General features: G+C 65.4%; 23 protein-coding genes. 19 read left to right on the top strand and 4 right to left on the bottom strand.

Features of this window, described 5'->3' with window-relative positions; genetic code table 11:
* The first annotated feature begins 36 nt into the window (after positions 1-36).
* The 6 genes from DFR49_RS19010 to DFR49_RS18985 are packed head-to-tail and all read left to right on the top strand — an operon-like array spanning position 37 to position 5,700.
* A complete protein-coding gene (locus DFR49_RS19010) occupies positions 37-1,287 on the top strand; it encodes a CaiB/BaiF CoA transferase family protein (RefSeq protein WP_119037207.1) in 1,251 nt (416 codons plus the stop codon).
* The gene (locus DFR49_RS19005) at positions 1,287-2,438 is read left to right on the top strand and encodes an acyl-CoA dehydrogenase family protein (protein WP_119037206.1); all 1,152 of its coding nucleotides are present in this window, start codon (positions 1,287-1,289) and stop codon (positions 2,436-2,438) included. Before DFR49_RS19010 ends, DFR49_RS19005 begins: the two co-directional genes overlap by 1 nt.
* Before the next feature lie 25 nt (positions 2,439-2,463).
* The gene (locus tag DFR49_RS19000) at positions 2,464-3,624 is read left to right on the top strand and encodes an alpha/beta hydrolase family protein (RefSeq protein ID WP_119037205.1); all 1,161 of its coding nucleotides are present in this window, start codon (positions 2,464-2,466) and stop codon (positions 3,622-3,624) included.
* 40 nt (positions 3,625-3,664) lie between these two features.
* Complete coding sequence (locus DFR49_RS18995; protein WP_119037325.1) at positions 3,665-4,429, top strand: SDR family NAD(P)-dependent oxidoreductase; 765 nt, start codon at positions 3,665-3,667, stop codon at positions 4,427-4,429.
* Between the two features lie 24 nt (positions 4,430-4,453).
* Entirely contained in the window at positions 4,454-4,900 is a 447-nt protein-coding gene (locus tag DFR49_RS18990) for a MaoC family dehydratase (protein ID WP_119037204.1), read from the top strand.
* A gap of 26 nt (positions 4,901-4,926) precedes the next feature.
* Positions 4,927-5,700: an enoyl-CoA hydratase-related protein gene (locus tag DFR49_RS18985; protein WP_119037203.1), complete on the top strand. Its 774-nt coding sequence runs from the start codon at positions 4,927-4,929 to the stop codon at positions 5,698-5,700.
* Positions 5,701-5,725: 25 nt separating this feature from the next.
* On the opposite strand, the gene DFR49_RS18980 is transcribed toward DFR49_RS18985, so the two are convergent.
* Positions 5,726-6,223: a flavin reductase family protein gene (locus DFR49_RS18980; RefSeq protein WP_119037202.1), complete on the bottom strand. Its 498-nt coding sequence runs from the start codon at positions 6,221-6,223 to the stop codon at positions 5,726-5,728.
* A gap of 17 nt (positions 6,224-6,240) precedes the next feature.
* Positions 6,241-7,449 carry an acyl-CoA dehydrogenase family protein gene (locus DFR49_RS18975; RefSeq protein WP_119037201.1) on the bottom strand — a complete coding sequence of 403 codons (1,209 nt, stop codon included), beginning with the start codon at positions 7,447-7,449 and terminating at the stop codon, positions 6,241-6,243.
* A gap of 145 nt (positions 7,450-7,594) precedes the next feature.
* On the opposite strand from DFR49_RS18975, the gene DFR49_RS18970 reads away from it, so the two are divergent.
* The gene (locus DFR49_RS18970; protein ID WP_119037200.1) at positions 7,595-8,020 is read left to right on the top strand and encodes a MarR family winged helix-turn-helix transcriptional regulator; all 426 of its coding nucleotides are present in this window, start codon (positions 7,595-7,597) and stop codon (positions 8,018-8,020) included.
* Between the two features lie 75 nt (positions 8,021-8,095).
* Entirely contained in the window at positions 8,096-9,052 is a 957-nt protein-coding gene (locus DFR49_RS18965) for a hydroxymethylglutaryl-CoA lyase (RefSeq protein WP_119037199.1), read from the top strand.
* Positions 9,053-9,099: 47 nt separating this feature from the next.
* Here DFR49_RS18965 and DFR49_RS18960 read toward each other — a convergent pair whose 3' ends face one another.
* Entirely contained in the window at positions 9,100-9,747 is a 648-nt protein-coding gene (locus tag DFR49_RS18960; RefSeq protein WP_170151059.1) for an FMN-dependent NADH-azoreductase, read from the bottom strand.
* A gap of 164 nt (positions 9,748-9,911) precedes the next feature.
* Here DFR49_RS18960 and DFR49_RS18955 point away from each other — a divergent pair, with 164 nt between their 5' ends.
* The 6 genes from DFR49_RS18955 (at position 9,912) to DFR49_RS18930 (ending at position 15,480) form a co-directional block, all read left to right on the top strand.
* A complete protein-coding gene (locus DFR49_RS18955; protein WP_119037197.1) occupies positions 9,912-10,484 on the top strand; it encodes a VOC family protein in 573 nt (190 codons plus the stop codon).
* 56 nt (positions 10,485-10,540) lie between these two features.
* Positions 10,541-11,545 carry a phosphotransferase family protein gene (locus tag DFR49_RS18950; RefSeq protein ID WP_170151058.1) on the top strand — a complete coding sequence of 335 codons (1,005 nt, stop codon included), beginning with the start codon at positions 10,541-10,543 and terminating at the stop codon, positions 11,543-11,545.
* Positions 11,542-11,913 carry a DUF6285 domain-containing protein gene (locus tag DFR49_RS18945; protein WP_119037195.1) on the top strand — a complete coding sequence of 124 codons (372 nt, stop codon included), beginning with the start codon at positions 11,542-11,544 and terminating at the stop codon, positions 11,911-11,913. The genes DFR49_RS18950 and DFR49_RS18945 overlap by 4 nt, the downstream gene beginning before the upstream one ends.
* 126 nt (positions 11,914-12,039) lie before the next feature.
* Positions 12,040-12,696, top strand: a complete 657-nt coding sequence (locus DFR49_RS18940; protein ID WP_119037194.1) for a glutathione S-transferase family protein — start codon at positions 12,040-12,042, stop codon at positions 12,694-12,696.
* 43 nt (positions 12,697-12,739) lie between these two features.
* Positions 12,740-14,290: an acyl-CoA synthetase gene (locus DFR49_RS18935; protein WP_170151057.1), complete on the top strand. Its 1,551-nt coding sequence runs from the start codon at positions 12,740-12,742 to the stop codon at positions 14,288-14,290.
* Complete coding sequence (locus tag DFR49_RS18930; RefSeq protein ID WP_119037192.1) at positions 14,287-15,480, top strand: acyl-CoA dehydrogenase family protein; 1,194 nt, start codon at positions 14,287-14,289, stop codon at positions 15,478-15,480. Before DFR49_RS18935 ends, DFR49_RS18930 begins: the two co-directional genes overlap by 4 nt.
* A 30-nt stretch (positions 15,481-15,510) precedes the next feature.
* Here the strand turns inward: DFR49_RS18930 and DFR49_RS18925 are convergent, their stop codons facing one another.
* Positions 15,511-16,794, bottom strand: coding sequence for an acyl-CoA dehydrogenase family protein (locus DFR49_RS18925; protein WP_119037324.1), 1,284 nt, complete (start codon positions 16,792-16,794; stop codon positions 15,511-15,513).
* 209 nt (positions 16,795-17,003) lie between these two features.
* Between DFR49_RS18925 and wrbA the strand changes: the two genes are divergently transcribed.
* The 5 genes from wrbA (at position 17,004) to DFR49_RS18900 (ending at position 22,061) form a co-directional block, all read left to right on the top strand.
* Positions 17,004-17,603, top strand: coding sequence for an NAD(P)H:quinone oxidoreductase (gene wrbA / locus DFR49_RS18920; protein ID WP_119037191.1), 600 nt, complete (start codon positions 17,004-17,006; stop codon positions 17,601-17,603).
* A 173-nt stretch (positions 17,604-17,776) separates the two neighbouring features.
* Entirely contained in the window at positions 17,777-20,038 is a 2,262-nt protein-coding gene (locus tag DFR49_RS18915) for a TonB-dependent receptor (protein WP_119037190.1), read from the top strand.
* Between the two features lie 49 nt (positions 20,039-20,087).
* Positions 20,088-20,966, top strand: coding sequence for a phytanoyl-CoA dioxygenase family protein (locus tag DFR49_RS18910; RefSeq protein WP_119037189.1), 879 nt, complete (start codon positions 20,088-20,090; stop codon positions 20,964-20,966).
* Positions 20,967-21,036: 70 nt separating this feature from the next.
* A complete protein-coding gene (locus DFR49_RS18905) occupies positions 21,037-21,423 on the top strand; it encodes a nuclear transport factor 2 family protein (RefSeq protein ID WP_119037188.1) in 387 nt (128 codons plus the stop codon).
* A 122-nt stretch (positions 21,424-21,545) separates the two neighbouring features.
* Positions 21,546-22,061, top strand: coding sequence for a MarR family winged helix-turn-helix transcriptional regulator (locus DFR49_RS18900; RefSeq protein WP_119037187.1), 516 nt, complete (start codon positions 21,546-21,548; stop codon positions 22,059-22,061).
* Positions 22,062-22,094 lie beyond the last annotated feature (33 nt).

Here is a 22,094-nt window from a genome sequence, read left to right as displayed (position 1 = left end):
ATGGACTCGGCCGCCCGGCGATCGGAGAGTGGGGGAATGCAGGAAGAACAAGCCGATGCGCGCGTCGTGGAGAGTCAGCAGGGCAGGGTGCTCGATGGCCTGAGGGTGATCGAAATCGGGCATTTCATCGCCGCGCCGTTCGGCGCTCGCGTGCTCGCCGATCTGGGCGCCGATCTGATCAAGGTCGAGCCGCTTGATGGCGATCCGGTACGCCAATGGGGCGAGCAGCCCGACGGGCGATCGCTATGGTGGTCGGTGCATGGCCGCAACAAGCGCTGCGTGACGCTCGATCTGAAGAGCGCCGAAGGGCGCGCGCTGCTGCTCGATCTGGTCGAGAAAAGCGATGCGCTGATCGAGAATTTCCGCCCCGGCCAGCTCGAGAAACTGGGGCTGGGGCCTGACGTGCTGCACGCCCGCAATCCGGGGCTCGTGATCGCCCGCGTGTCGGGCTACGGCCAGAACGGGCCCTATCGCGATCGTGCCGCGTTCGGCGTGATCGGCGAGGCGATGGGGGGCTTGCGCTACCTCAGCAACCAGCCGCCGGGGCCCGACCAGCCGCCGCCGGTGCGGGTGGGGGTGAGCATCGGCGATTCGATCGCCGGGCTGTACGCGGCGTTCGGCATCATGGCCGCGGTCTGGCAGCGCGACCGCGCCAAGGGCGACGGCAAGGCGCGGACGCTGGATGTCGCGCTGACCGAAAGCATGTTCAGCATGATGGAGGGGATGCTTCCCGAATATGGGCGTCTGGGCAAGATCAAGCAGCCGACCGGAGGCGGGATCGCCACCGCCGCGCCGACCAACGCCTATCCCACCGCCGACGGCGAATGGGTTCTGATCGCGGGCAATTCCGAACCGATTTTCGGGCGGCTGGCGACGCTGATCGGGATGCCCGATCTACCGCGCGATCCCCGCTTTGCGGGCAATGCCGCGCGTGTCGCCAATGTGGTGGCGCTCGACGCGCTGATCGCGGGCTGGACCGTCCGCCACGATGCGGCCGAGGCGATCGAACTGCTCAAAGGCGCCGACGTGCCCAGCAGCAAGATCTACACCGTCGCCGATTGCGCCACCGATCCGCAATATCTGGAGCGCGATATGGTGCGGGAGATCGAGGACCCGTTGCTGGGGCCGATCCTGCACCCCGGCATCGTCCCGTATGTGCCCGGCGACGCCGCGTCGATCCGCTGGACCGGGCCCGAGATCGGCGCGCACAATGACGAGATCTATGGCGAGCTTCTCGGCCGGTCGCCCGAGCAACTGGACGCGCTGCGCGCCGCGGGCGCGATCTGATGGCGATGCACGCACGACCGATCATGGATGACGAGGACGTCGCGATCTATCGCGAGTTCGTCGGGCGCTTCCTCGATGACCATGCACCGCCCGAAACGCTCGAGCGCTGGCGCGCCGCGGGCATGGTGGACCGCGGCTTCTGGTTGAAGGCGGGCGAGGCCGGGCTGCTCTGCCCGTCGGCACCTGAGGAATTGGGCGGAGCCGGGGGCGACTTCCGGCACGAACTGGTGGTGATCGAGGAGATCGGGCGGCGCGGGCTCGAAGGGTTCGGCGCGCCGGTGCACAATGCGATCGTCGCGCCCTATATCATCCACCTCGCCAATGAAGCGCAGCGCGCGCGCTGGGTGCCGGGCATGGTGAGTGGCGAGACCGTGCTCGCCGTGGGCATGACCGAGCCGGGCGCGGGATCGGACCTCAAGGCGATCCGTACCACCGCGCGGCGCGACGGCGATCATTATGTCGTGAGCGGGCAGAAGACCTTCATCTCGAACGGCCAGACCGCCGATCTGATCGTCGTGGCCTGCAAGACCCACGGCGCGGACGGGCGCGACGGCATCTCGCTGCTCGCGGTCGAGACCGCGGATGCGCCGGGGTTCGAACGCGGGCGCAATCTCCACAAGATGGGGCGCGAGGCGCAGGATACGTCGGAGCTGTTCTTCGACGATGTGCGCGTGCCCGCCGCCAATCTCCTCGGCGCCGAGGGCGAGGGGTTCCGCGCGATGATGGGTTTCCTGCCGCAGGAGCGGCTGGTGATCGCCGCGATGGGCCAGGCGATGATGGAGCGCGCGATCGAACTGACGCTCGAGCATGTCCGTGCGCGCGATATGTTCGGCAAGAAACTGTTCGATTTCCAGAACACGCAGTTCAAGCTTGCCGAGGCCAGAACCAGCGCGACCGTGGGGCGGGCGTTCATCGATCAATGCCTGGCGCTGCACCTTGCCGGCGCGCTCGATCCGGTGACCGCCGCGATGGCCAAATTGTGGGTCACCGAGACCGAATGCAAGGTGATCGACGAGTGCGTCCAGCTATTCGGCGGCTATGGCTATATGGACGAATATCCGATCTCGCGCCTGTTCCGGGACAGCCGGATCGATCGCGTCCACGGCGGCGCGTCCGAAGTCATGAAATTGATTATCGCCCGCTCGCTGTAACGCGATGGGGCAGAGGAGAGCCATCATGTCCGAACCGAAGAAGATCAGCCGTATCCCGATGTGGATCGTCTCCAAGGAGAAGGCGGGTTTCAAGGATACCTACGGCGGTGCCGAGGGCATCGTCGCCCTGTCGGCAACCCTGCTGCGGCCCGAGCGCGATTCCGAGACCGTCCTGCTCTCGATGCACCCGGTCGGCGGCACCGGCAGCCTGCCGATCATGAAGCAGTTCGCCGAGGCCGGCGTCCATCTGCTCGCGGTCGACAGCCGCTATCGGGGCGCCGATTTCGCACTGATCATGGAGAAGGTGGCGCTCGATCTGGGCGCGGCCGTCCGGTACGCACGCGAACGGCTGGGGTATAAGAACGTCGTCCTGCTCGGCTGGAGCGGCGGCGGGGCGCTCTCGGCTTTCTATCAGGCGCAGGCCGAACGCCCGACGGTGACCGACAGCCCCGGCGGCGACGGCCCCGATCTGACGCAGGCCGGGCTGATCCCGGCCGACGCGGTGATCCAGATGGCCGCGCACGTCTCGCGCCATCGCACGCTCACCGAATGGATGGACGCCTCGATCCTCGACGAGGCCGACCCCGAACGGCGCGATGCGTCGCTCGACCTTTACGGCACCGAGGTTTCGGCACCCTATTCCCCGGAATTTCTGGAACGCTACCGCGCCGCCCAGATCGCCCGCAACCGCCGCATCACCGCGTGGGTGAAAGAGAAACTCGCCGGGCTGCGCGCCGCCGGACGCCCCAATGAGGAATTCGCGTTCGTCACCCACGGGACGATGGCCGATCCGCGCTGGATCGATCCGACGGTCGATGCCAACGATCGCCGCCCGGGCTGGTGCTATCTCGGTGATCCGCGCATCGTGAACATGAGCCCCGTCGGCCTCGCGCGGTTTTCGACGCTGCGGTCGTGGCTGTCGCAATGGAGCTATGACGATGCCCATGCCGACGGGCCGAGCAGCCTCGCGGTGGTGACCAAGCCCGTGCTGGTCATCAACAACACTGGCGACGATGCCTGCACGCCCAGCCACGCGCACCGCATCTACGAGGCCATCGGCCACGATCGCAAAGTCTATCACGAGATCAAGGGCGCCACCCATTACTACCACGACCAGCCCGATCTGGCCGCCGAGGCCGTCGGCATCGTGAAGGCGTGGATGAGCGCGCAGGGTTTCGTAATTTGACCAGGGCGTTGCCGCGGTCGGGCGACACGGGGGGATGCAGATGATCGAGCAGACACATCAGGGGCGGGTGGTGCTGATCACCGGCGCCTCATCGGGGCTCGGCGAGCAATTCGCCACGATGCTGGCCGCGCGCGGCGCGCGGGCGGTGGTCGGCGCCCGCCGGGTCGAGCGGCTGGCGGCGCTGGTCGATCGGATCGAGCGCGATGGCGGCGCTGCGCTGGCCGTCGCGCTCGACGTGACCGACGAGGCATCGGTGCGCGCGGCCTATGATGCGGCGGAACAGCGCTTCGGCCTGGTCGACACCGTGATTGCGAATGCAGGCATCAATGCCGAGGGGCCGGCGACCGACCTGTCGGTGGAGGATTTCGACGCCATCCATGCCGTGAACGTCCGCGGGGTGTTCCTCACCGCGCGCGAAGGCGGCAAGCGGCTGCTGGCGGCGGGGGAGGCGGCGGCACGCGGCAGGATCGTGATCCTTGCGTCGATGGGCGGGCTTCACGTGCTGCCCGGGCTGGTCGCGTATTGCGCGTCCAAGGCGGCGGCGGTGATGCTGGCCAAGGGATTGGCGAAAGAATGGGTGCGATCGGGCATCTCGGTCAACGCGGTGTGCCCGGGGTATATGATGACCGAGATCAATGCCGATTGGTTCACCAGCGATGCCGGGCGGCGGATGACCGAGAAGTTGCCGCGCCGACGGTTGATGCCGATCGATGCGCTGTCGGCGACGATCGCGCACCTCACCTCGGACGGCGGCGCCCATGTCACGGGCAGCACCATCGAAATTCACGACGGCCAGGTCATCTGACCCGACGCTCGGGAGACTGTTTGAATGATACGTACTTCTTATGAGCGGTTGCCCGATCTCATCGGCTGCGATCTCGGGCGATCGAGCTGGTTCGAGGTAGATCAGGCGCGGGTCGACGGCTTTGCGGGCGCGACCGATGATCATCAGTGGATCCATGTCGATGTCGCGCGCGCCGGCGAGGTGCATGGCGGCACGGTGGTTCATGGTTTCCTGACGCTGTCGCTGCTGCCGCGGCTCGCGGCCGAGCTGCTCGAAATCGAAGACATGTCGCAGATGATCAATTGCGGCACCAATCGCGTGCGCTTCACCAACATGCTGCACACCGGGCGCAAGGTGCGGCTGCATCAGACGGTCGAGGCGGTAGAGGCGCGGGCCGGTGGGCAGCAACTCGTGACGCAATGTACTTTCGAGATCGAAGGTGAGGAAAGGCCCGCCTGCGTCGCCGAAAGCGTGATGCTGATCCTGCCCTGATTTCCAGCGAGACGAGGAACAAACAGATGGCCAGTCTGGTGCGCACCGAGCAGCGTGGTGCCGTCGCGATCGTCTCGCTCGACGATCCGCAGAACCTCAATGCGCTCAGCATCCCCATGCTCGACGAATTGTCGTCGTGCCTTGCCGACGCCGCCGCAACCGCGCGCGCGATCGTATTGCGCGGCGAGGGGCGTGCGTTTTGTGCGGGGTTCAATATCGGCCCCGATCTGGATGTGCAGGCGCCGGGCTTCGATGCCGGTGCGGTGCTCGAAACGCACCTCAATCCGCTGATGCTCCAGTTGCGTGCGCTGCCGGTGCCGATCGTTGCCGCGGTGCGCGGCACGGCGGCGGGGGCGGGCGCCTCGCTCGCGCTTGCCGCCGATCTGGTCGTCGCGGGCGCCCAATCGGCGTTTCTTCAGGCATTCCGCCATGTCGGGCTGGTGCCCGATGCGGGGGCATCATGGCTGCTGGCGCGGACCGTGGGGCGCGTGCGGGCGATGGAATTGACGCTGCTGGGCGGGCGGCTCGACGCGCCGACGGCGTTGGAATGGGGGCTCGTCAATCGCGTCGTGGTGGACGAGGCAGTCGATTCGTGCGCGCTGGAATTGGCGGAACGTCTCGCCGAGGGGCCGTCAGCAGCGCTTGCGCGGACGCGCGAGGCGATCTGGACCGCGCTCGAAGCGCCGCTTGCCGAGCAACTCGACACCGAGCGGCGCTTTCAGGGCGAGGCCGGCGGGCTGGCCGATTTTCACGAAGGCGTTGCCGCCTTTCGGGAGAAGCGCAAACCGCGCTTCGCGTGACGCACGAGCCGCGCTAGATCGCGTGTCAGGCCGCGCGATGATAGTCGCCATTGCCATAGAGGAGCACCGGCCCCTCGCCGTAGCGGACCGCCGCCGCGCCGCCGATGAAGATCGTATGGCTGCCATGATCGAGCTGCGCCTCGAGCGCACATTCGATGTCGACCAGCCCGTCGGCGAGGCGGGGGCCATAGGCCGAGCCCAGATCCCACGCCCCGATCGAGAAGCGTTGCTCTTGCGGTAATTGTCCGCCGAAGGCCTGGGCCACCTCGCAATGGTTCTGGCTGAGGAAGGTGATGCGGAAGCGCTGCGCATCGGCGATCGCCTGATACAGCCGCGTCGAGCGATTGACGCAGACCAGCAGCGACGGCGGATCGAGCGAGACCATCGAGACCGCGGTGGCCGTCATCCCCGCGGGCCGATCGCCCGCGGTGGTGGTGATGACCGCGACCGAGGCCATTACCTGCCGCATCGCGCTGCGCAGTTCGGTCCGGTAATCCGGCGCGGCGGTGTCAGGCTGGTTCATGCGCCGGGCCCCCGATTTCAGAAACGCACCGAGGCAAGATCCTGATCGAGGACGTGCTTGCCATAGAGTTCCATCGCTTCCTCGATATCGAGCACCACATGGGTGCGGATGGTGTGGATGTCGCGCTGGGCGAGTTGCAAGTGCGAGGTCTGGGTTTGCGCCCCTGCCCCGGCGCGCGAGACGAGGTTATCGACGATTTCGACGCAGGTCTGGGCGGCGAACGCGGTATCGCGGCGCTGACGCAGCCGCTGTTCGATCGTGCATTGCTGGCCGAGGCGGGCGGCATCGTCGATCTCGACGAACATCGCGCGGACCATGCGGTAGGTGGCGTCGTATCGCGCCATCGCCTCGCCGATCTTCATCTGCACCGCCGGGCGGGCCGCCGGCTTGAGGCCGCGGAAGCCCGCGCGGTTCCGCGTCGCCTGGACGTAATCGTCGATGACGCGCCGGGTGATGCCGAGCACGGGACACATCACCGCCGCGAGCAGCACGCCGTAGAATGGCGCGCTCAAGGCCGGATAATCCGCACTCAGCGCCGCGTAGCCGGGGGTGTCGCCATTCTGCATCTTCTCCTGGCTCAGGATGCGATGCGTCGGCACGAACACCTCGTTCGCAACGAAATCCCTGCTGCCGGTGCCGCGCATCCCGGCGGTGAACCAGGTGTCGATCACCTCGCCTTCGGCGCGCGGGACGATGACATTGTAGCGATCGTGGAGATCGTGCGCGTCTTCCTTGTCGATGAGTACGCCGACCCCGATCCAGTCGGAAAAATCGATCCCGCTGCAAAAGCCCCAGCGGCCCGACACGATGAAGCCGCCGTCAACGGGCCGCGCGGTGCCGCCCTTGCCCGAGAAGCTGAGCGGCCAGAGCGCGTGGTTCTTGTCGCCGTACATCTCTTGTTGCACCGCGACGGGAAAGTGGCTGAGCACCCAATGGTGGCAACCCAGAATGCCGAACAGCCATCCCGTCGAGCCGCATCCGTGGCCGATCGCGATACCCGCGTCGAGGAAGGTCGCGAGATCCGCCTGCGGGCCGCCGAAGCAGTGGGGCGCCAGCATTTGCAGCACGTCGGCCGCGAGCATATCCGCGATCGATTCGTCGGCAACGCGGCGATCCGCATCCACCTTGATCGCGCGGCTCCGAAGCGCCGGAATCAACGCCTCCGCCCTTGCAACCAGATCGGCGGATGATGCGGGGAGGGCAGCGGTTTGCGCGGATGCGGCCATGTTCGTCTCCTAGTTTATGTCAAGAACCTTTACAAAATGATGAGAGGCGTTGCAAGTGCGCTATGCACCCCACAGCGAGGCAACCACCGTTGGCAAGGTGTGGCGGCGGGGCTAGGCAGGGGCGCGCTTTGGGAACGGAGACCTGATGAACCACTCGCTGCTCATGGTGAACATCCTCCAGGCTTTTTACTGGTTCGATGAGGCGTTGCAGGCGGCGATGAAGGCGCAAGGCGTGACCTCGCTCAACCGCACGCAGTCGCTGGTGCTGTCGGTCATCGCCAATGGCGAGCATCGCGCGTCGCGGATTGCGCGGCAACTGGGGATCAGCCGACAGGCGATCAATCAGGTGCTCAACAGTCTCAATGCGCTGGGCATCATCGTGTCGCGGCCCGACCCCAAGGATAGCCGCGCGTTGCTGGTCGAGTTCAGCGAAGAGGCCGCGGTGCTTCGCGAGGTCGGGATCAAGGCGCTGCAACGGATCGAAAACGAACTTGCCGGCCGGATCGGCGCTGATAAGGTGGACGGTCTGCGCGAGGCGCTGGCGGTCGAATGGGGCCCGCCGCCGACCTGACAGGCTCGAGCGCCGACAACGCAGGCTTGCTCAACCGACAATGGACTTCGGGGTGCGGGGGCATAGGAAGCGGGGATGCACGTACATCACCAAAGCCCGGGCCAAAGCGCGGATAGTGTCACGATCATCGAGGTCGGCCCGCGCGACGGGTTCCAGTCGGTCGGACCCTATATTCCTGTCGAAACCAAGCTCGACGTGATCGGGGCGCTTCACGCCGCCGGGGTTCGACGCATGGAGGCGACCTCGTTCGTCAGCCAGGCCGCACTGCCGCAACTGGCCGATGCCGAGCAGGTGCTGGCCGGTGTGGGCGCGTTGCGCGGGCTCGACGCGCAGGTGCTTGTCCCTACCGTGCGCCACGCCGAGCGCGCGCTTGCCGCCGGCGCGGACCATCTGTCGTTCGTGTTGTCGGTCTCCGAACGTCACAATTACGGAAATGTGCGCCGCGGCACGCTCGCGTCGGTGAACGATCTGATGCAGATCGTGGCGCTCATGCCGTGCGGCACCCGGATGCGCGTCAACGTCGCGACGGCGTTCGATTGCCCGCATGAGGGGCGGGTCGAGGCCGGTGCGGTGCTGGCGCTGGTCGAGCGACTGGCGCTGGTCATCCACGATGCGGAGTTCGCGCTGTGCGACACGACCGGCCGCGCCAACCCCGCGCAGGTTGCCGCCTTGTTCCAGGCTGCGCGCGACCGCTTTCCGCAGATCGCGGGCTGGGCGTTTCATGGCCATGATACGTTCGGGCTGGGGGCGGCCAACGTTTGGTCGGCATGGCAAGCCGGCGTGCGCTGCTTCGACGCGGCGGTCGCCGGGCTGGGGGGATGCCCCTATGCGCCGGGCGCGACCGGCAACGTCGCGACCGAAGATCTCGTCTGGATGTTCGAACAGGCGGGTATCCGCACCGGGATCGATCTCGGGCGGCTCGCCGCGGTGGCGCGCGATGTCGTGGCGCTGCCCGGCGCCCAGACTGGCGGGCGGGTGCGCGATGCACTCGCCGCGCGCGCCTGCCTGCCGGCCGGGACCGTCGCGGCGTAGGGCCGATCGAGCTGATGCCGGCCTGCGTCACGTAAGTTCCGCAGAATCTAGTCGGGCTTTCCGGCTGGCCGCGCGAGGAAAGCGGCGGCGGCGTCGCGCGCTTGCGGTTCGAACGAGGCGATATAATCTTCGCGCGCTTCCGGGGTGGGGCGGGTGGTGCGCCAGGCGGCCAGCACGCTGAGATCGCGGATGCCCATCATGTCGAAGGCGAATTTGAGATACGGCAACTGAAAATCGGCAAAGTCGCCCGGCAGCACCGACGATCGCGTCAGGATCAATTGGACCGGCCGGTTCCGCAACATGCCGTAATGCAGCATCTTCTGCGGATCGTAGCCGAAGGTCACGCGCGGCTGGAGCACCAGATCGAAATAATGTTTGAGCCGATAGGGGATGCTGTAATTCCACATCGGCGTCGACAGCAGGATGCGGTCCGCCGCGTCGAGCCGTTCGATCTGCGCCAGCACCGCTTCCCAGGCAGCCTCCTGGGCGGGGGTGCGCGTTTCGCCGAACAACGGCGCGAATTTGGCGATCGCCGAATCGGCCCCGAATTCGGGCAGGTCGGTGTCGAACAGATCGAGCCGCGTGATCTCCAGATCGGGTTCGAGGCGGCGGACTTCGTCGAGAAACGCATCGGCGAGCCGCAGCGAGGCCGAGCGTGCGCCCTTGGGGCTGGCATGGATATGAAGCAGGGACACCGGGCTGAATCCTCTCATTTTCTTGGCCCAACCAGGATGCCCAATCACGGGCAGTTCGTAAAGAGAATTGACTAGTTTCGAGAAGAGACTATGCCTGTCGAGGTTTAAGGAGCGCCGCGCCGCCCTCCGGCTTGCGGCGATTCCGGCAGGAGAAGGAGGTCGTTATGGCAGAATCTTTCGTGCGCTCGCCGGTCCGCGGCGCGCATCATGTGGCCTATCGCTGCCTTGATGCCGAGCAGACGCGCTGGTTCTACGAGGACGTGCTGGGGCTCAGGCTGGCGGCAGCGCTGGTTATCGCCGAAGCGCCGGGCACGGGCGAGCAACTGGAATATATGCACCTGTTCTTCGAACTGGGTGACGGCAAATATATCGCCTTCTTCGATGCACCGGGCAATGCACGCCCCGAAGTGCTCGATCGCAAACATAGCTTCGACATTCACGTCGCGCTCGAAGTGGCGAGCGAAGAGGAATTGCTGGCGATGCAGGAGCGCATCCGTGGGCATGGCAAAACCTGCTTCGGCCCCGTCGAGCATGAGTTCGTGCGGTCGATCTATATGTACGACCCCAACGGCATCCAGCTTGAGGTGACGTACCGGACGGCGAAGCATGACGCGATCATGGCCGAAGAAGAGCTGCACGCTCGTGAGGCGATCGCCGAATGGTCCGCACGCACCCGCGCGCAGAAGATCGAGATGTTCGGCGCCGAGCGGCTCGAAATTCGCAAGGCCGCGGCCTGATCCATCATCTTGAGGCCGGCGACCCGCACATCGCCGACCCGCTGGGCGAGACTCCGATGCATCCGCCAGTTCCTTCGTCCGGTGCCGATCTGGGCGTGACCCTCGGCGCGCTGCTCGGCGGCGACATTACCGACTTGCGCCGTCTGACGGGCGGCGCGAGCCTTCAGACATGGGCGTTCGATCTGCGCCGCGACGACGACGTCGCGCCGCTCGTACTGCGCCGCCGGCCCCCCGATCAGCCGCCGCTGATGAATTCAGTGCCGCTTGCAGTCGAAGCGGCGGCGATCACCGAGGCCGCTGCATCGGGCGTGCCGGTGGCTCCGGTGCGGCTGGTGCTCAAGCCTGAGGACGGGCTGGGCGAGGGGTTCGTCTCGGATCGGATCGCCGGCCTGACACTGCCATCCAAAATCCTGCGCGACGAGGGCTATGTCGCGGTTCGCGAACGGCTGGCGTTCCGCTTCGGCGAGGTGCTCGCGCGCATTCACGCGATCCCACCGACCGCGATCGATGGGCTGGCGACGCTGACCGCGGCCGAACAGATCGAATCGATCGAGCGGAGCTATCGCGCGCGCACGCTGCGTTCCCCGGTGTTCGAACTCGCCTTGCGGTGGCTGCGCCGGCGCCAGGCCGACTTTCCCGCGGTGACCCCCACCGTTGTTCATGGCGATTTCCGGATGGGCAATGTGATGGTGGCGCCGCACGACGTTGCCGCGGTGCTCGATTGGGAACTCGTCCACCTGGGTGATCCGGCCGAGGATCTGGGATGGGTTACGGTCAATTCGTGGCGGTTCGGCAAGATCGACAAGGTGGTCGGCGGGGTCGGATCGCTCGCCGCGCTGATGGAAGGATATCGTGCGCAGGGTGGCGCCGCGATCGAGGCCGAGCGGATCGCGTTCTGGCGTGCGCTCGGTTCGCTGCGATGGGGCGTGGCGTGCGGTGAGATGTCGCACGAATTCGAGCAGGGGCGCGACCCTAATGTCGAACGCGGGATCATCGGGCGCCGGGTCTCCGAAACCGAACTCGATCTTCTCGATATCCTTGCACCGGGACACGGCCGATGAGCAGCGCGATCACCCCGGACCAGTTGGTGGAAGCGGTAGCCGTATTCCTGCGCGAGCGTGTTTTGCCGACCGCCGAGGGCGACCTTGCGTTCGACACGCGCGTGGCCGCCAATGCACTCGATCTGGTGTGTCGTGCGATGCGGCAACCCGCGGCGGTCGAGGCGGCGCATTGTGCGCGCTTGTCGGCGCTGCTGGGGGAATCGGGCACACGCGACCACCTCGACGCGCTGCTCTGCGATCGTATCCAAAGCGGCGTGTTCGACGAGACGTGCGACGCGCTTGTCGAGCATCTGCGGGCCGCGGCGATCGACGCGCTGCGCGTGGATCAGCCGCGCTATTCGGCGCTGCGCCGCGCGCTTGAGGCCTGATCGTTCGGCAAAAAAATTCGGTTCGGCTTCGTCGTGTCGCTTGACTGTCGCGGCTGCTTGGGCAAATATCATCAAGAAAATTGACGATCTGCCATTTCCGGCAGGCTTGCGGGGGAAGGTCGAAGCATGGCTCAATATCACCTTTATAGCGCCGACATTTCTCCTTTTGCCCAGCGCGTCGTGCTCCAGCTCGATCACAAGGGCATCGCGTTTACGCACGAGCATCCGCCCGGCGGATTCGGCTCGGCGGAATACGGCCTGATCAACCCGATCCAGAAGCTGCCGGTGCTGCGTGTCGATGGCGTGAATCTGCCCGAATCGGAAGTGATTTGCGAATATCTGGAGCAGGTGCATCCGGAGCCGGCGCTGTTCCCGGAGGATCCGATGGCGCGCGCCAAGGTGCGGCTGATCGCGCGGATCATCGATCTCTATATCATGAATCCGATGATGCCGCTGTTCAAAAACCTCTCTCGCGCGACGCGCGATCAGGCGGTCGTCGATCACGCGTTGGCCAGCATCAAGGCCGGGCTTGGTCACCTCAATCACTGGATCGAGCCGGGCCGCCATGCGACCGGCGGGCAGACGACGCTGGCCGATTTCGCGGCCGCGCCGGTGTTGCGCTATGCGTTCCAATATCCGCCGGTGTTCGGTTTCAAAGACCCGTTCGCGGACCTGCCCAATGTGGCGGCTTATTATGCCGCGTGCCGCGAGAATGCGAACGTGGATGGCGCTCTGTCACGGATCGAGGCCGGCTGGGACGCGATGCGTCAGGCCGCCCGATAATCCTGCACGGCTTTTACCCGAACGATTTGATCCCGGAGTGTCAATGCGCGTCCGACTGACCTATTGCCTTGAGAGAGCGGCCCGATTGTTTGGGGATCGGATCGCGACTGTCGAAGGCGCCAAGCGCCGTCCCTGGAGTGTGTTTCGCGACGAGGTGATGCGGCTTGCCGGTGGCCTGCGCCAGTTGGGCGTCGCCGCCGATGAGCGCGTCGCCGTGCTGGCGAACAATAGCGCGGCCTATCTCGACCTCTATTACGCAACGATGTGGGCGGAGGCGGTCATCGTTCCGCTGAATACGCGGCTTGCAGCGGCGGAGATCGAATTCCAGCTCGACGATGCCGGGGTGCGGGTGCTCTTTTACGGGCCCGAATTCGCCCCCGTTGTGGCCAAGCTGCGCACGTCGATGACGACGCCGCCGCATTTCGTGGCGATCGACACCGCGTTGGCCGGTGACGGGACGCTGGCCGAGGTTCGGGCATCGGGGACTCCGATTCCCGAGCCGATGCGTGGCGGCGATGATCTGGCCGGCATTTTCTTCACCGGGGGCACCACGGGGCGGCCGAAGGGCGTGATGCTCTCGCACGAAAGCCTGCACGCCATGTCGCGCAACTTCGTGATGGGGTTCTCGGTCGACGAACATTGCGTCAATCTGCACTCGGCGCCGATGTTTCATGTGTCGGCGGTCGGCATCTTTTTCACCACCATGGTGGGCGGCATCCACGTCTTCACCTCGACCTTCGAGCCTGGCGCGCTGATCGATCTGCTCGAGCGCGAGCGCGTGACGCATTGCTTCACCGTGCCGGCCATCATCGATCGGGTGACGAAACACCCCAAGGCCGCGACCGCCGATCTCTCCGCGATGCGCATCTTCGGCTATGGCGGATCGGCGATGCCGGTGGCGCTGATGCTGGCGACGCGCGAGCGCTTTCCCACGGTTGGCCTGGCGCATGGCTATGGGATGACCGAAGTGCCCGCGCTCACGCTGCTCGGCCCGGACGATCACAAACCGGGGGCGGATACCGGCAGGCTCCGCTCGGTGGGGCGGGTGATGTGCGAATATGAGATCAAGGTCGTCGCCGATGATGGACGCGAATGCGCGCCGGGCGAGACCGGCGAGATCATTGCGCGCGGCCCCAATATGATGCTCGGTTACTGGCACCGGCCGGCCGAAACCGCCGAAGCCCTGCGCGACGGCTGGATGCATACGCAGGATATCGGCTATTTCGATGAGGCGGGGTATCTGTTCATCTCGGACCGCATCAAGGATATGATCGTGAGCGGCGCCGAGAACGTCTATTCGATCGAGGTCGAGGACGTCCTCTACCGGCACCCCGCCGTCGAGGAATGTGCGATCATCGGCGTCCCCGACGAGAAATGGGGCGAACGCGTCCATGCGATCGTCGTCGCCAAGAGCGGCCAGACGATCGACCCGACGGCGCTGATCGGCTTTTGCCGCGAGTATATCGCCGGCTATAAATGTCCGAAGACGGTGGAAGTCCGCGAGGAGCCCCTCCCGCGCTCGGCGGCGGGCAAGGTGCTGAAAGTGGAACTGCGCCACAGCGCGCAGGGCGGCGCGGCGGTGGTAACCGGATGAGCGACGGTGAGGGCGTGGAGCCGCACGCCGCGGCCGATGCGCTTGCTGATCGCGTCCGCGCGTTCATCGACGAGATCATCGTGCCCTATGAGCGCGATCCGCGCTGGGGGACGCATGGGCCTGACGACGCGCTGGTGCAGGAGATGCGTGACCACGCCCGATCGCGTGGGCTGCTGACGCCCAATGTGCGGCCGGACGGGACGCACCTGTCGCATCGCGACACCGCCAAGGTGCTGCGCGCGGCGGGCCATTCGCCGCTGGGGCCGGTCGCGCTGAACGTGGCCGCGCCCGACGAAGGCAATATCTATCTGTTGTCGCATATCGCGACCGATGCGCAGCGTGCCCGCTACCTCGCGCCGCTGATCGAGGGGCGCACGCGCTCCGCCTTCTTCATGACCGAGCCCGCCGCCGAGGACGGCGCCGGATCGGACCCGTCGTTGCTCAAGACGACGGCGGTTCGCGATGGTGAGGACTGGATCATCCGAGGGCGCAAGGCCTTCATCACCGGCGCGGACGGCGCAGAAATCGGCCTGCTGATCGCAGCAACGGGCGCGCCCGGCAGCCACGCGGCGACGATGTTCGTGTTCGACATGCCCGATCCGGCGGTGGTCATCGAACGATCGGTGCGGACGATCGACGGCTGCCTGCCCGGCGGGCATTGCATCGTCCGTTTCGACGATCTCCGGCTGGGCGCGGACGCGGTGCTGGGCGAGGTGGACCTTGCCTATCGCTACGCTCAGGTCCGGCTGGGGCCGGCGCGGCTGACGCATTGTATGCGGTGGCGGGGCGCCTGTACCCGCGCCAACGATATCGCCGCGCGCTATGCCGTGTCGCGGCGCGCGTTCGGCAAGCCGTTGATCGACCATGAGGGCGTGGGCTTCATGCTCGCCGACAACGCCATTGCGTTGCGCCAGGCCGAACTGATGATCGATTGGTGCGCCGGGCTTCTCGATGCGGGCGAGCCGGCGGGGCTCGAAAGCTCGATGACCAAGGTGGCGGTGTCCGAAGCGCTGTTCCAGGTCGCCGATCGCTGCGTGCAGATCATGGGTGGGCTCGGCGTGTCGGAAGAGACCGTCGTCGAGCAGGTGTTCCGCGAGTTGCGCGCGTTCCGGATCTACGACGGGCCGACCGAAGTGCACAAATGGTCGATCGCCAAGACCATCAAGCGCAGCCTGGCGTCGGCGGGCTAAGCAAGGAGCGCGCCGACGCCGCGGCCGGTTTCAGGCGCGCTGCTTGTTGGGGCCCGCAAAGCCGAACGTCCACGAGGCGACGCGCCGCATCTGGATTTCCTCGGCGCCTTCGGTGATCCGGTAGCGGCGGTGGTGGCGATAGATGTGCTCGAACGGCTTGTGCCGCGAATAGCCGATGCCGCCATGAACCTGCATTGCGGTATCCGCGGCTTCGCAGACAAGGCGGTTCGCCCAGTAATTGCACATGCTGACCTTGTCCGACAGTTGCACCGCGACCTCGGGCTTGGACATCTGATCCATTTCCCACGCGGTCTTGCGGATCAGCAGCCGCAGCATCTCGATCTGCGTGGCGAGTTCGACCAGCGGCCACTGGATCGCCTGATTGACCGCGAGCGCCTTGCCGAACGGCTTGCGGGCGCGGGCGTAAGCAACGCTTTCCGCGACGCAGAAGCTGGCCGCGCCAAGCGACGAGGCGGCCTGCCGGATGCGATTCTCATGCGTGAAATGCTGCGCGACCGACAGCCCGTCGCCTTCGTCGCCGAGGATCGCGTCGTCGGGAACCCACACGTCCGTGAAGCTGACCCGCGGGTGATCGGTGGGCATGTTGAAGGTCCACAGATATTCCTCGATCTTCACGCCCGGCGCGTCGGCGGGGACGAGCAGGCAACTGATCCCGCGCGCATCGCCGGCTTTGCCCGAGGTGCGCGCGAACACCATCACGTCGGTGGCGACGTGCATCCCCGTCGTCCACATCTTCTCGCCGTCGATCCGCCAGCCCGGCGTGCCGTCGCGCGATTCGCGGATCGCGACCGTCTCCATATGCGTGGCATCGGAGCCGTGCGCGGGCTCGGTGAGGCCGAAGGGGACCGCCTTGCTGCCGTCGAGGATGCCCGGAATGAAGGCGTTGCGCTGTTCGGGCGTGCCGAAATCGCGGAACATCAGCACCTGGGGGAAATTGCCGACGATCGAATGTTCGTTCTGAAGGTCGTTGTGCAGCCCCAGCCCCTTGGCGGCGAAATGCTCGCGGATCACCGCCATCGCCAGATTCGAGCCGTCGCGGCCACCAAACTCGCTGGGAAGCGCGAATCGCAGGTGGCCGGCGGTGTCGGCCAGCCGCTTGGCGTCGGCGAGCAAGGCTTCCCACTCGTGCCGGGGTAGACCCCCGCGGTCGAAATCGGTGCGCGCCCATTCGCGGCGGTGATCGAAGAAGCGGATATTGTCGTCGCGCTGCTCGAGCGGGCGGATTTCCCGGTCGATGAACGCATCGAGCTCATCGAGATAGGCGGCGAGATCGGCAGGCAGATTGAAATCCATGAAGCCCTCTGAAGTCTGTCGTGTTGCCGCGACGCCGCTCAGCAGGCGCACCGCAACCGTGCGTTTCGTCTTGGGCCGCATGGCCGGTCACAATGGTGCGTAGTTTCCGTTCATATGTCAAATAATCTGACATTAGTCGTTGCGTGTACCGAACAAGCTCCGTAGGTCCGCGACACGGCCAGGACGGGCCGGGCACATGGGAGGGTCGCGTGGCGAAGGTTCTTGTTCTCTATTATTCGGCGTACGGCCATGTCGAGGCGATGGCGAAGGCGGTTGCCGCGGGCGCCCGCGAGGCGGGCGCGACGGTCGATATTCGGCGCGTGCCCGAACTCGTGCCGCCCGATATTGCGCGCGATCGCCGGTTCAAGCTCGATCAGGATGCGCCGGTGGCCGAAGTCGCCGAGCTGGCGCATTACGACGCGATCATCGTCGGCACCGGCACGCGCTATGGCCGGATGAGTTCGCAGATGGCCAGCTTCATCGATCAGGCGGGGGCGCTCTGGGCGTCGGGTGCGCTGACCGGCAAGATCGGCTCGGCCTTCAGCGCCAGCGCCGCACAACATGGCGGGCAGGAGACCACGCTGTTTTCGATCATCACCAACCTGATGCATTTCGGGATGGTGATCGCCGGGCTACCGTACAGCTTCGCAGGCCAGATGGGGGTCGACGAGGTAAAGGGCGGATCGCCTTATGGCGCGACCACGATCACCGGATCGGACGGCGCGCGTATGCCGTCCGACACCGAACTCGCCGGCGCACAATATCAGGGCCGATACGTCGCGGAACTCGCGGCGAAGCTGGCGCGCTGACGTAACCGAATAGCCGCCCGAGGCCGGCGTGGAGGATAGCCGCGAAGGGCTGCCACCGCGCGGCCCAGGGCGGCACGAAGGTCATATATGCTGACATGCTAGTCAAGCATCTTGACATTATCACGTTTTGAGTCGAGCTTCTCCACGCAACAAAATATTGCGGGAGAGGGCGAATGAAAACGCGCGATCGATTGTTGAGTGCCGTCGCGGCGCTGGCAATGGCGACGGCTGCTTCGGCGCAGGCGGCGACACCAGGCGGCGGCGATCCAGGCCAGGCCACGCCGACGACGAGCGATGCCGCCGATCCGGCCCAGGCCGTGGCGCCGGCCCCCATCGGCGATGAGATCATCGTCACCGCGCAGCGGCGGTCCGAACGGCTGCAGGACGTGCCGATCTCGCTTGCCGTCGTCGCAGGCGACACACTGCAGGATCGATCGATCCAGACCTTCGAGCAGCTTGCCCCCCTGGTGCCCAACCTCACCATCGCCAAATCCCCCGCCGCGAACATGATCATCCTGCGCGGCATCGGATCGAGCCCGGGCAGCCCCTCGCTCGACCAGTCGGTGGTGATGTTCATCGACGGAATCTACGGCGGCAATGCGCGACAATTCTCGGCGCCGTTCCTCGACATCGAGCGGCTCGAAATCCTGCGTGGACCGCAAGGCGCGCTGGTTGGCCGCAACACCAGCGCGGGGGCGATCAACGTCATCTCGCGCAAGCCGGGGCACGAATTCGGCGGCTATGTGAACGCGCTCTACAATTTCGCCTTTGACGGGCCGACGGTCGAAGGTGCTGTCGATCTGCCGGTGTCCGACGCGGTGCGTTTCCGTGTGGCCGGGAAATATTCCGACATGGGCGGCTATCTCTACAACAGCTATCTCGACGAGGACCAGCCGAGCCGCCGCGAAGCCGTGGGCCGGATCGTCGGCGTGGTCGATAATGGCGGCCCGGTGGTGGTGACGGCCAAATACGAACATTCGGATGTCCGTTCGAACGGCATCCCGATGCAGGTGCTCGCGCCGACCAAGGGCTATCCGCTCGACCGGAGCAAGGACACCTATCTCCAAGACGACAATGAATATGACAATATCCACGCGAACAACGCGTCGTTGCAGTTCGATGTCGATCTTGGCGGCCCGACGCTGGTGTCGATCAGCGGCTATTCGGCTTTCGTGAACCGGAGCCTCATCGACGCCGATTTCTATTCGGGCAATTTCGCGACCGCGATCTTCAACCAGAAGTTCGATCAGGTCTCGCAGGAATTGCGGCTGGTATCGCCCGATGCGGGCACGTTCCGTTATGTCGTCGGCGGCTATTATTCCGATTCGAAGCTGATGGAGCAGCGCACCACCGGGGTGCTGTTTGCACCGCCGGCGAGCACCTATCGCGAATTTCGCCAGAATAACGAAGTCTATTCGGCCTTTGGCCAGTTGACCGCCTATCTGACCAGCCAACTGCGGTTGAACGGCAGCCTGCGCTATACGCACGAATCCAAGACCGCGCATTACAAGCGCTGGGGCGGCCCACAGGCCGCGACGGACTATATCGGCGTGCTGCAAGAAGCGATCGCTGGCGATATCGAAGCTGGCCGCGTCGATCCCGCGGTTGGCATCCAGTATGAATTCAGCCGTAACGCGATGGTTTACGCGACCTTCAGCAAGGGATCGAAAAGCGGCGGTTTTCAGGGCGCCATCAGCAACGCGACCGCCGAGGCGTTCGAGTTCCGCCCCGAGCGATCGACCTCGTACGAAATCGGCGCCAAGCTGACGCTGCCGGGGGTGGGCTTCCTCAATCTGGCCGCGTTCGACACGATCTACAAGGATCTGCAGGTGTCGGCGCAGATCCCGACCAACGGCTCGCTGACCGCCGCGATCTTCACCGGCAATGCGCCCGAAGCGCGCGTCAAGGGTATCGAGGCGGAGTTTTCGGCGCGTCTGGCGAGCTTCTTCAGGTTCGACGGCAGCCTGTCATGGCTGCCGCAAGCCAAATATGTCGAGTTCACCTCCGGCCCCTGCTACCCGTTGCAGGAGCCCGACGGCAGCGTCATCGGCAGTTGCGATCAATCGGGCGAACGGCTCGGCTTTTCGCCACGCTGGTCGGGCGCGATGAACTTTACCGCCGAAACGTCGCTGGGCTCGGATCTTCGGCTTACCGGAACGCTGTCACCGCGGTTCCAGTCGCGCTCGTACCGCGACTTCATGAACGATCCCGTCACCGAACAGAAAAGCTTCACCAAGCTCGATGCCCGGATTGCGATCGGTGCCGAGGACGGCGGCTGGGAACTGGCGCTGGTCGGCCAGAATTTGACCAACGAATTGACGGTCGGATTCGGCGGCGCGGGCGGATTGGCGAACACCTTCCTCGATCCCGGCGCGCACATCGTCACCATCGATCCGCCGCGCAACATCAGCGTGCAGGCGAAGATTCGTTTCTGAACCACATAGCGACCGAGCGCGCCGTAACGCGCCGAACAGGAGGATAAACATGATCAATGCACCGATGCGGCCGATTACCAATGCCGAGCGAGCGGCGCTCAAGGCCGACGGAGTCGTGCAGTTGAAGCAGGTGCTGCCGCTGGAATGGGTGGATTTCCTTCGCCAGGGGATGGAGCAACTCTACACCAGCCATTTGCAGACCGAGGAAAACCCGATGGAGCGTTTGACCCAGGCGACGCTGGCCGCGGGCAACGAGATTCTGTCGGACAGCCCCACCACCTCCGGCCAGTTCTTCGTGAAGAACAGCCCCTCGCAAATCTCGTCGGACTTGCGGCGTTTCGCGTTCGATTCGCCGTTGCCGATGATCGCGGCGGACTTGTACGACGCCGATGTCGTCAATTTCTATTTCGACCAATTGTTCTGGAAGGAGGCCGGATCGGGCAAGCGCACCGCCTTTCATCAGGACGAATCCTATTTCAATTGCACCGGAGACCAATGCTGCACCTTCTGGGTCGCAGTCGATCCGGTGACCAAGGCGAATGGTGCGATGGGCTATGTCAGGGGATCGCATTTGTGGCAGCGCCAGTTCGCCGCCAATGTGTTCGTGAGCCAGCAGCAACTTCCCGGGGCGGTCGGCGAGCAAATCCCGGATATCGAGGCCAATGAAGCGGATTACGACATCGTTTATTACGATTCCGAGCCCGGTGACGTTCTGGTCCACAATTATCGAACGTTGCACGGCTCCACGGGCAACGTCAGCGCCGACCGGCCGCGTCGCTCGTTCGCGGTCCGCTACACCGGCGATGATGTACGTTATTATCAGCGCCCCGGCGCGCCCGAAGGGGCCCCGTCAAGCCAGACGCTGAACGACGGCGATCGGATGGACGCGCCCGATTTCCCTGCGGTCTGGCGCCGGGCGGAGGCCTGAGGCCTGAGCCTATCGGCACGGGACGCTTTCCCGACGACCGCCTCATTGTCTGTTGCAACTGGAGTAAAAAATGACTGCTACCCCCGAGGAAGCCGATGCGGTTGCCGACCGCCTGTTTTCGAGCATCGAGAAGCAGGACATCGCGGCGCTCGCTGAAATCTACGCCGCCGATGCGGTGATCTGGAAGAATTACAACCAGATCGCGGTTCCCGCGGAGTCGAGTCTCGCGTTTTTGAGGGGGGTCAGCGACTATCTGAGCGACGTGCGCTACAAGGAGGTACGACGCAGCGTCTTCGCGGGCGGCTTCGTCCAGCAGCATTACTTCACCGGGACGATCCGGGAGACGGGCAAGCCGCTTTCGCTGCCGGTCTGCGTGGTCGCGCAGGTGGAGGGCGGCAAGATCAAGCGGATCGACGAATATCTCGATTCCGCACACCGGTTGCCGGTGCGCGCCTGACATAGACGGCGCGGACGAAAGGGGTGCTTTCGTCCGCCGCCGGCGGTGGCGGATCTTTTTTTCCGAGATATGGGAGTAGAATCTTGGCACAAGCGGGCGTTAAACTGTGCCAAAGGTTGCGAATGATCAGCAGCTCCTATCTCATCGTTCAAGTATTGCAGGCGTTCGAATGGTTCGACGAGAGCCTGCAGATCAGCCTGCGCGAACTCGGATGGCCCCCGGTCACGCGGCCCGAATCGATGGTGATGATGCACGTCACGGTCGATGTGGTGCGGCCCGCGGATATCGCACGCAGCCTGCGGCTGACCCGGCAAGCGGTGCATTCGACGATCGGCGGTATGGTCGATCGCGGGATTTTCGAGCTGGTGCCCGATCCGAGCGACGGTCGGATCAAGATCGTCCAATTGACCGAAATGGGTACGGCGATGCGCCGCGATGCGCAGAAGATCGCCAACGCCCTGACCGAAGAACTCCGCGAGCGCCTCGGCGCCAAGCATCTCGACGCGCTGGCCACGGCGCTTGAGCGCCAGTGGGGCGACCCGGTCGTCGCCAATGTCGACGGCGGGCCCGATGTCTTTTTTCAGGAAAAGCTCCGCATCATGGCCGGCACCAAAAAATCGGCGCGGGCGAGCGGTTGATCGCTGGCCGGTTCGCGTGTGCCGGGTAGCGCA

It is taken from the genome of Hephaestia caeni (genome assembly GCF_003550065.1).
GTDB classification, from domain to species: Bacteria; Pseudomonadota; Alphaproteobacteria; order Sphingomonadales; family Sphingomonadaceae; genus Sphingomonas; species Sphingomonas caeni_A.
This window is presented reverse-complemented; position numbering and strand designations above follow the sequence as displayed.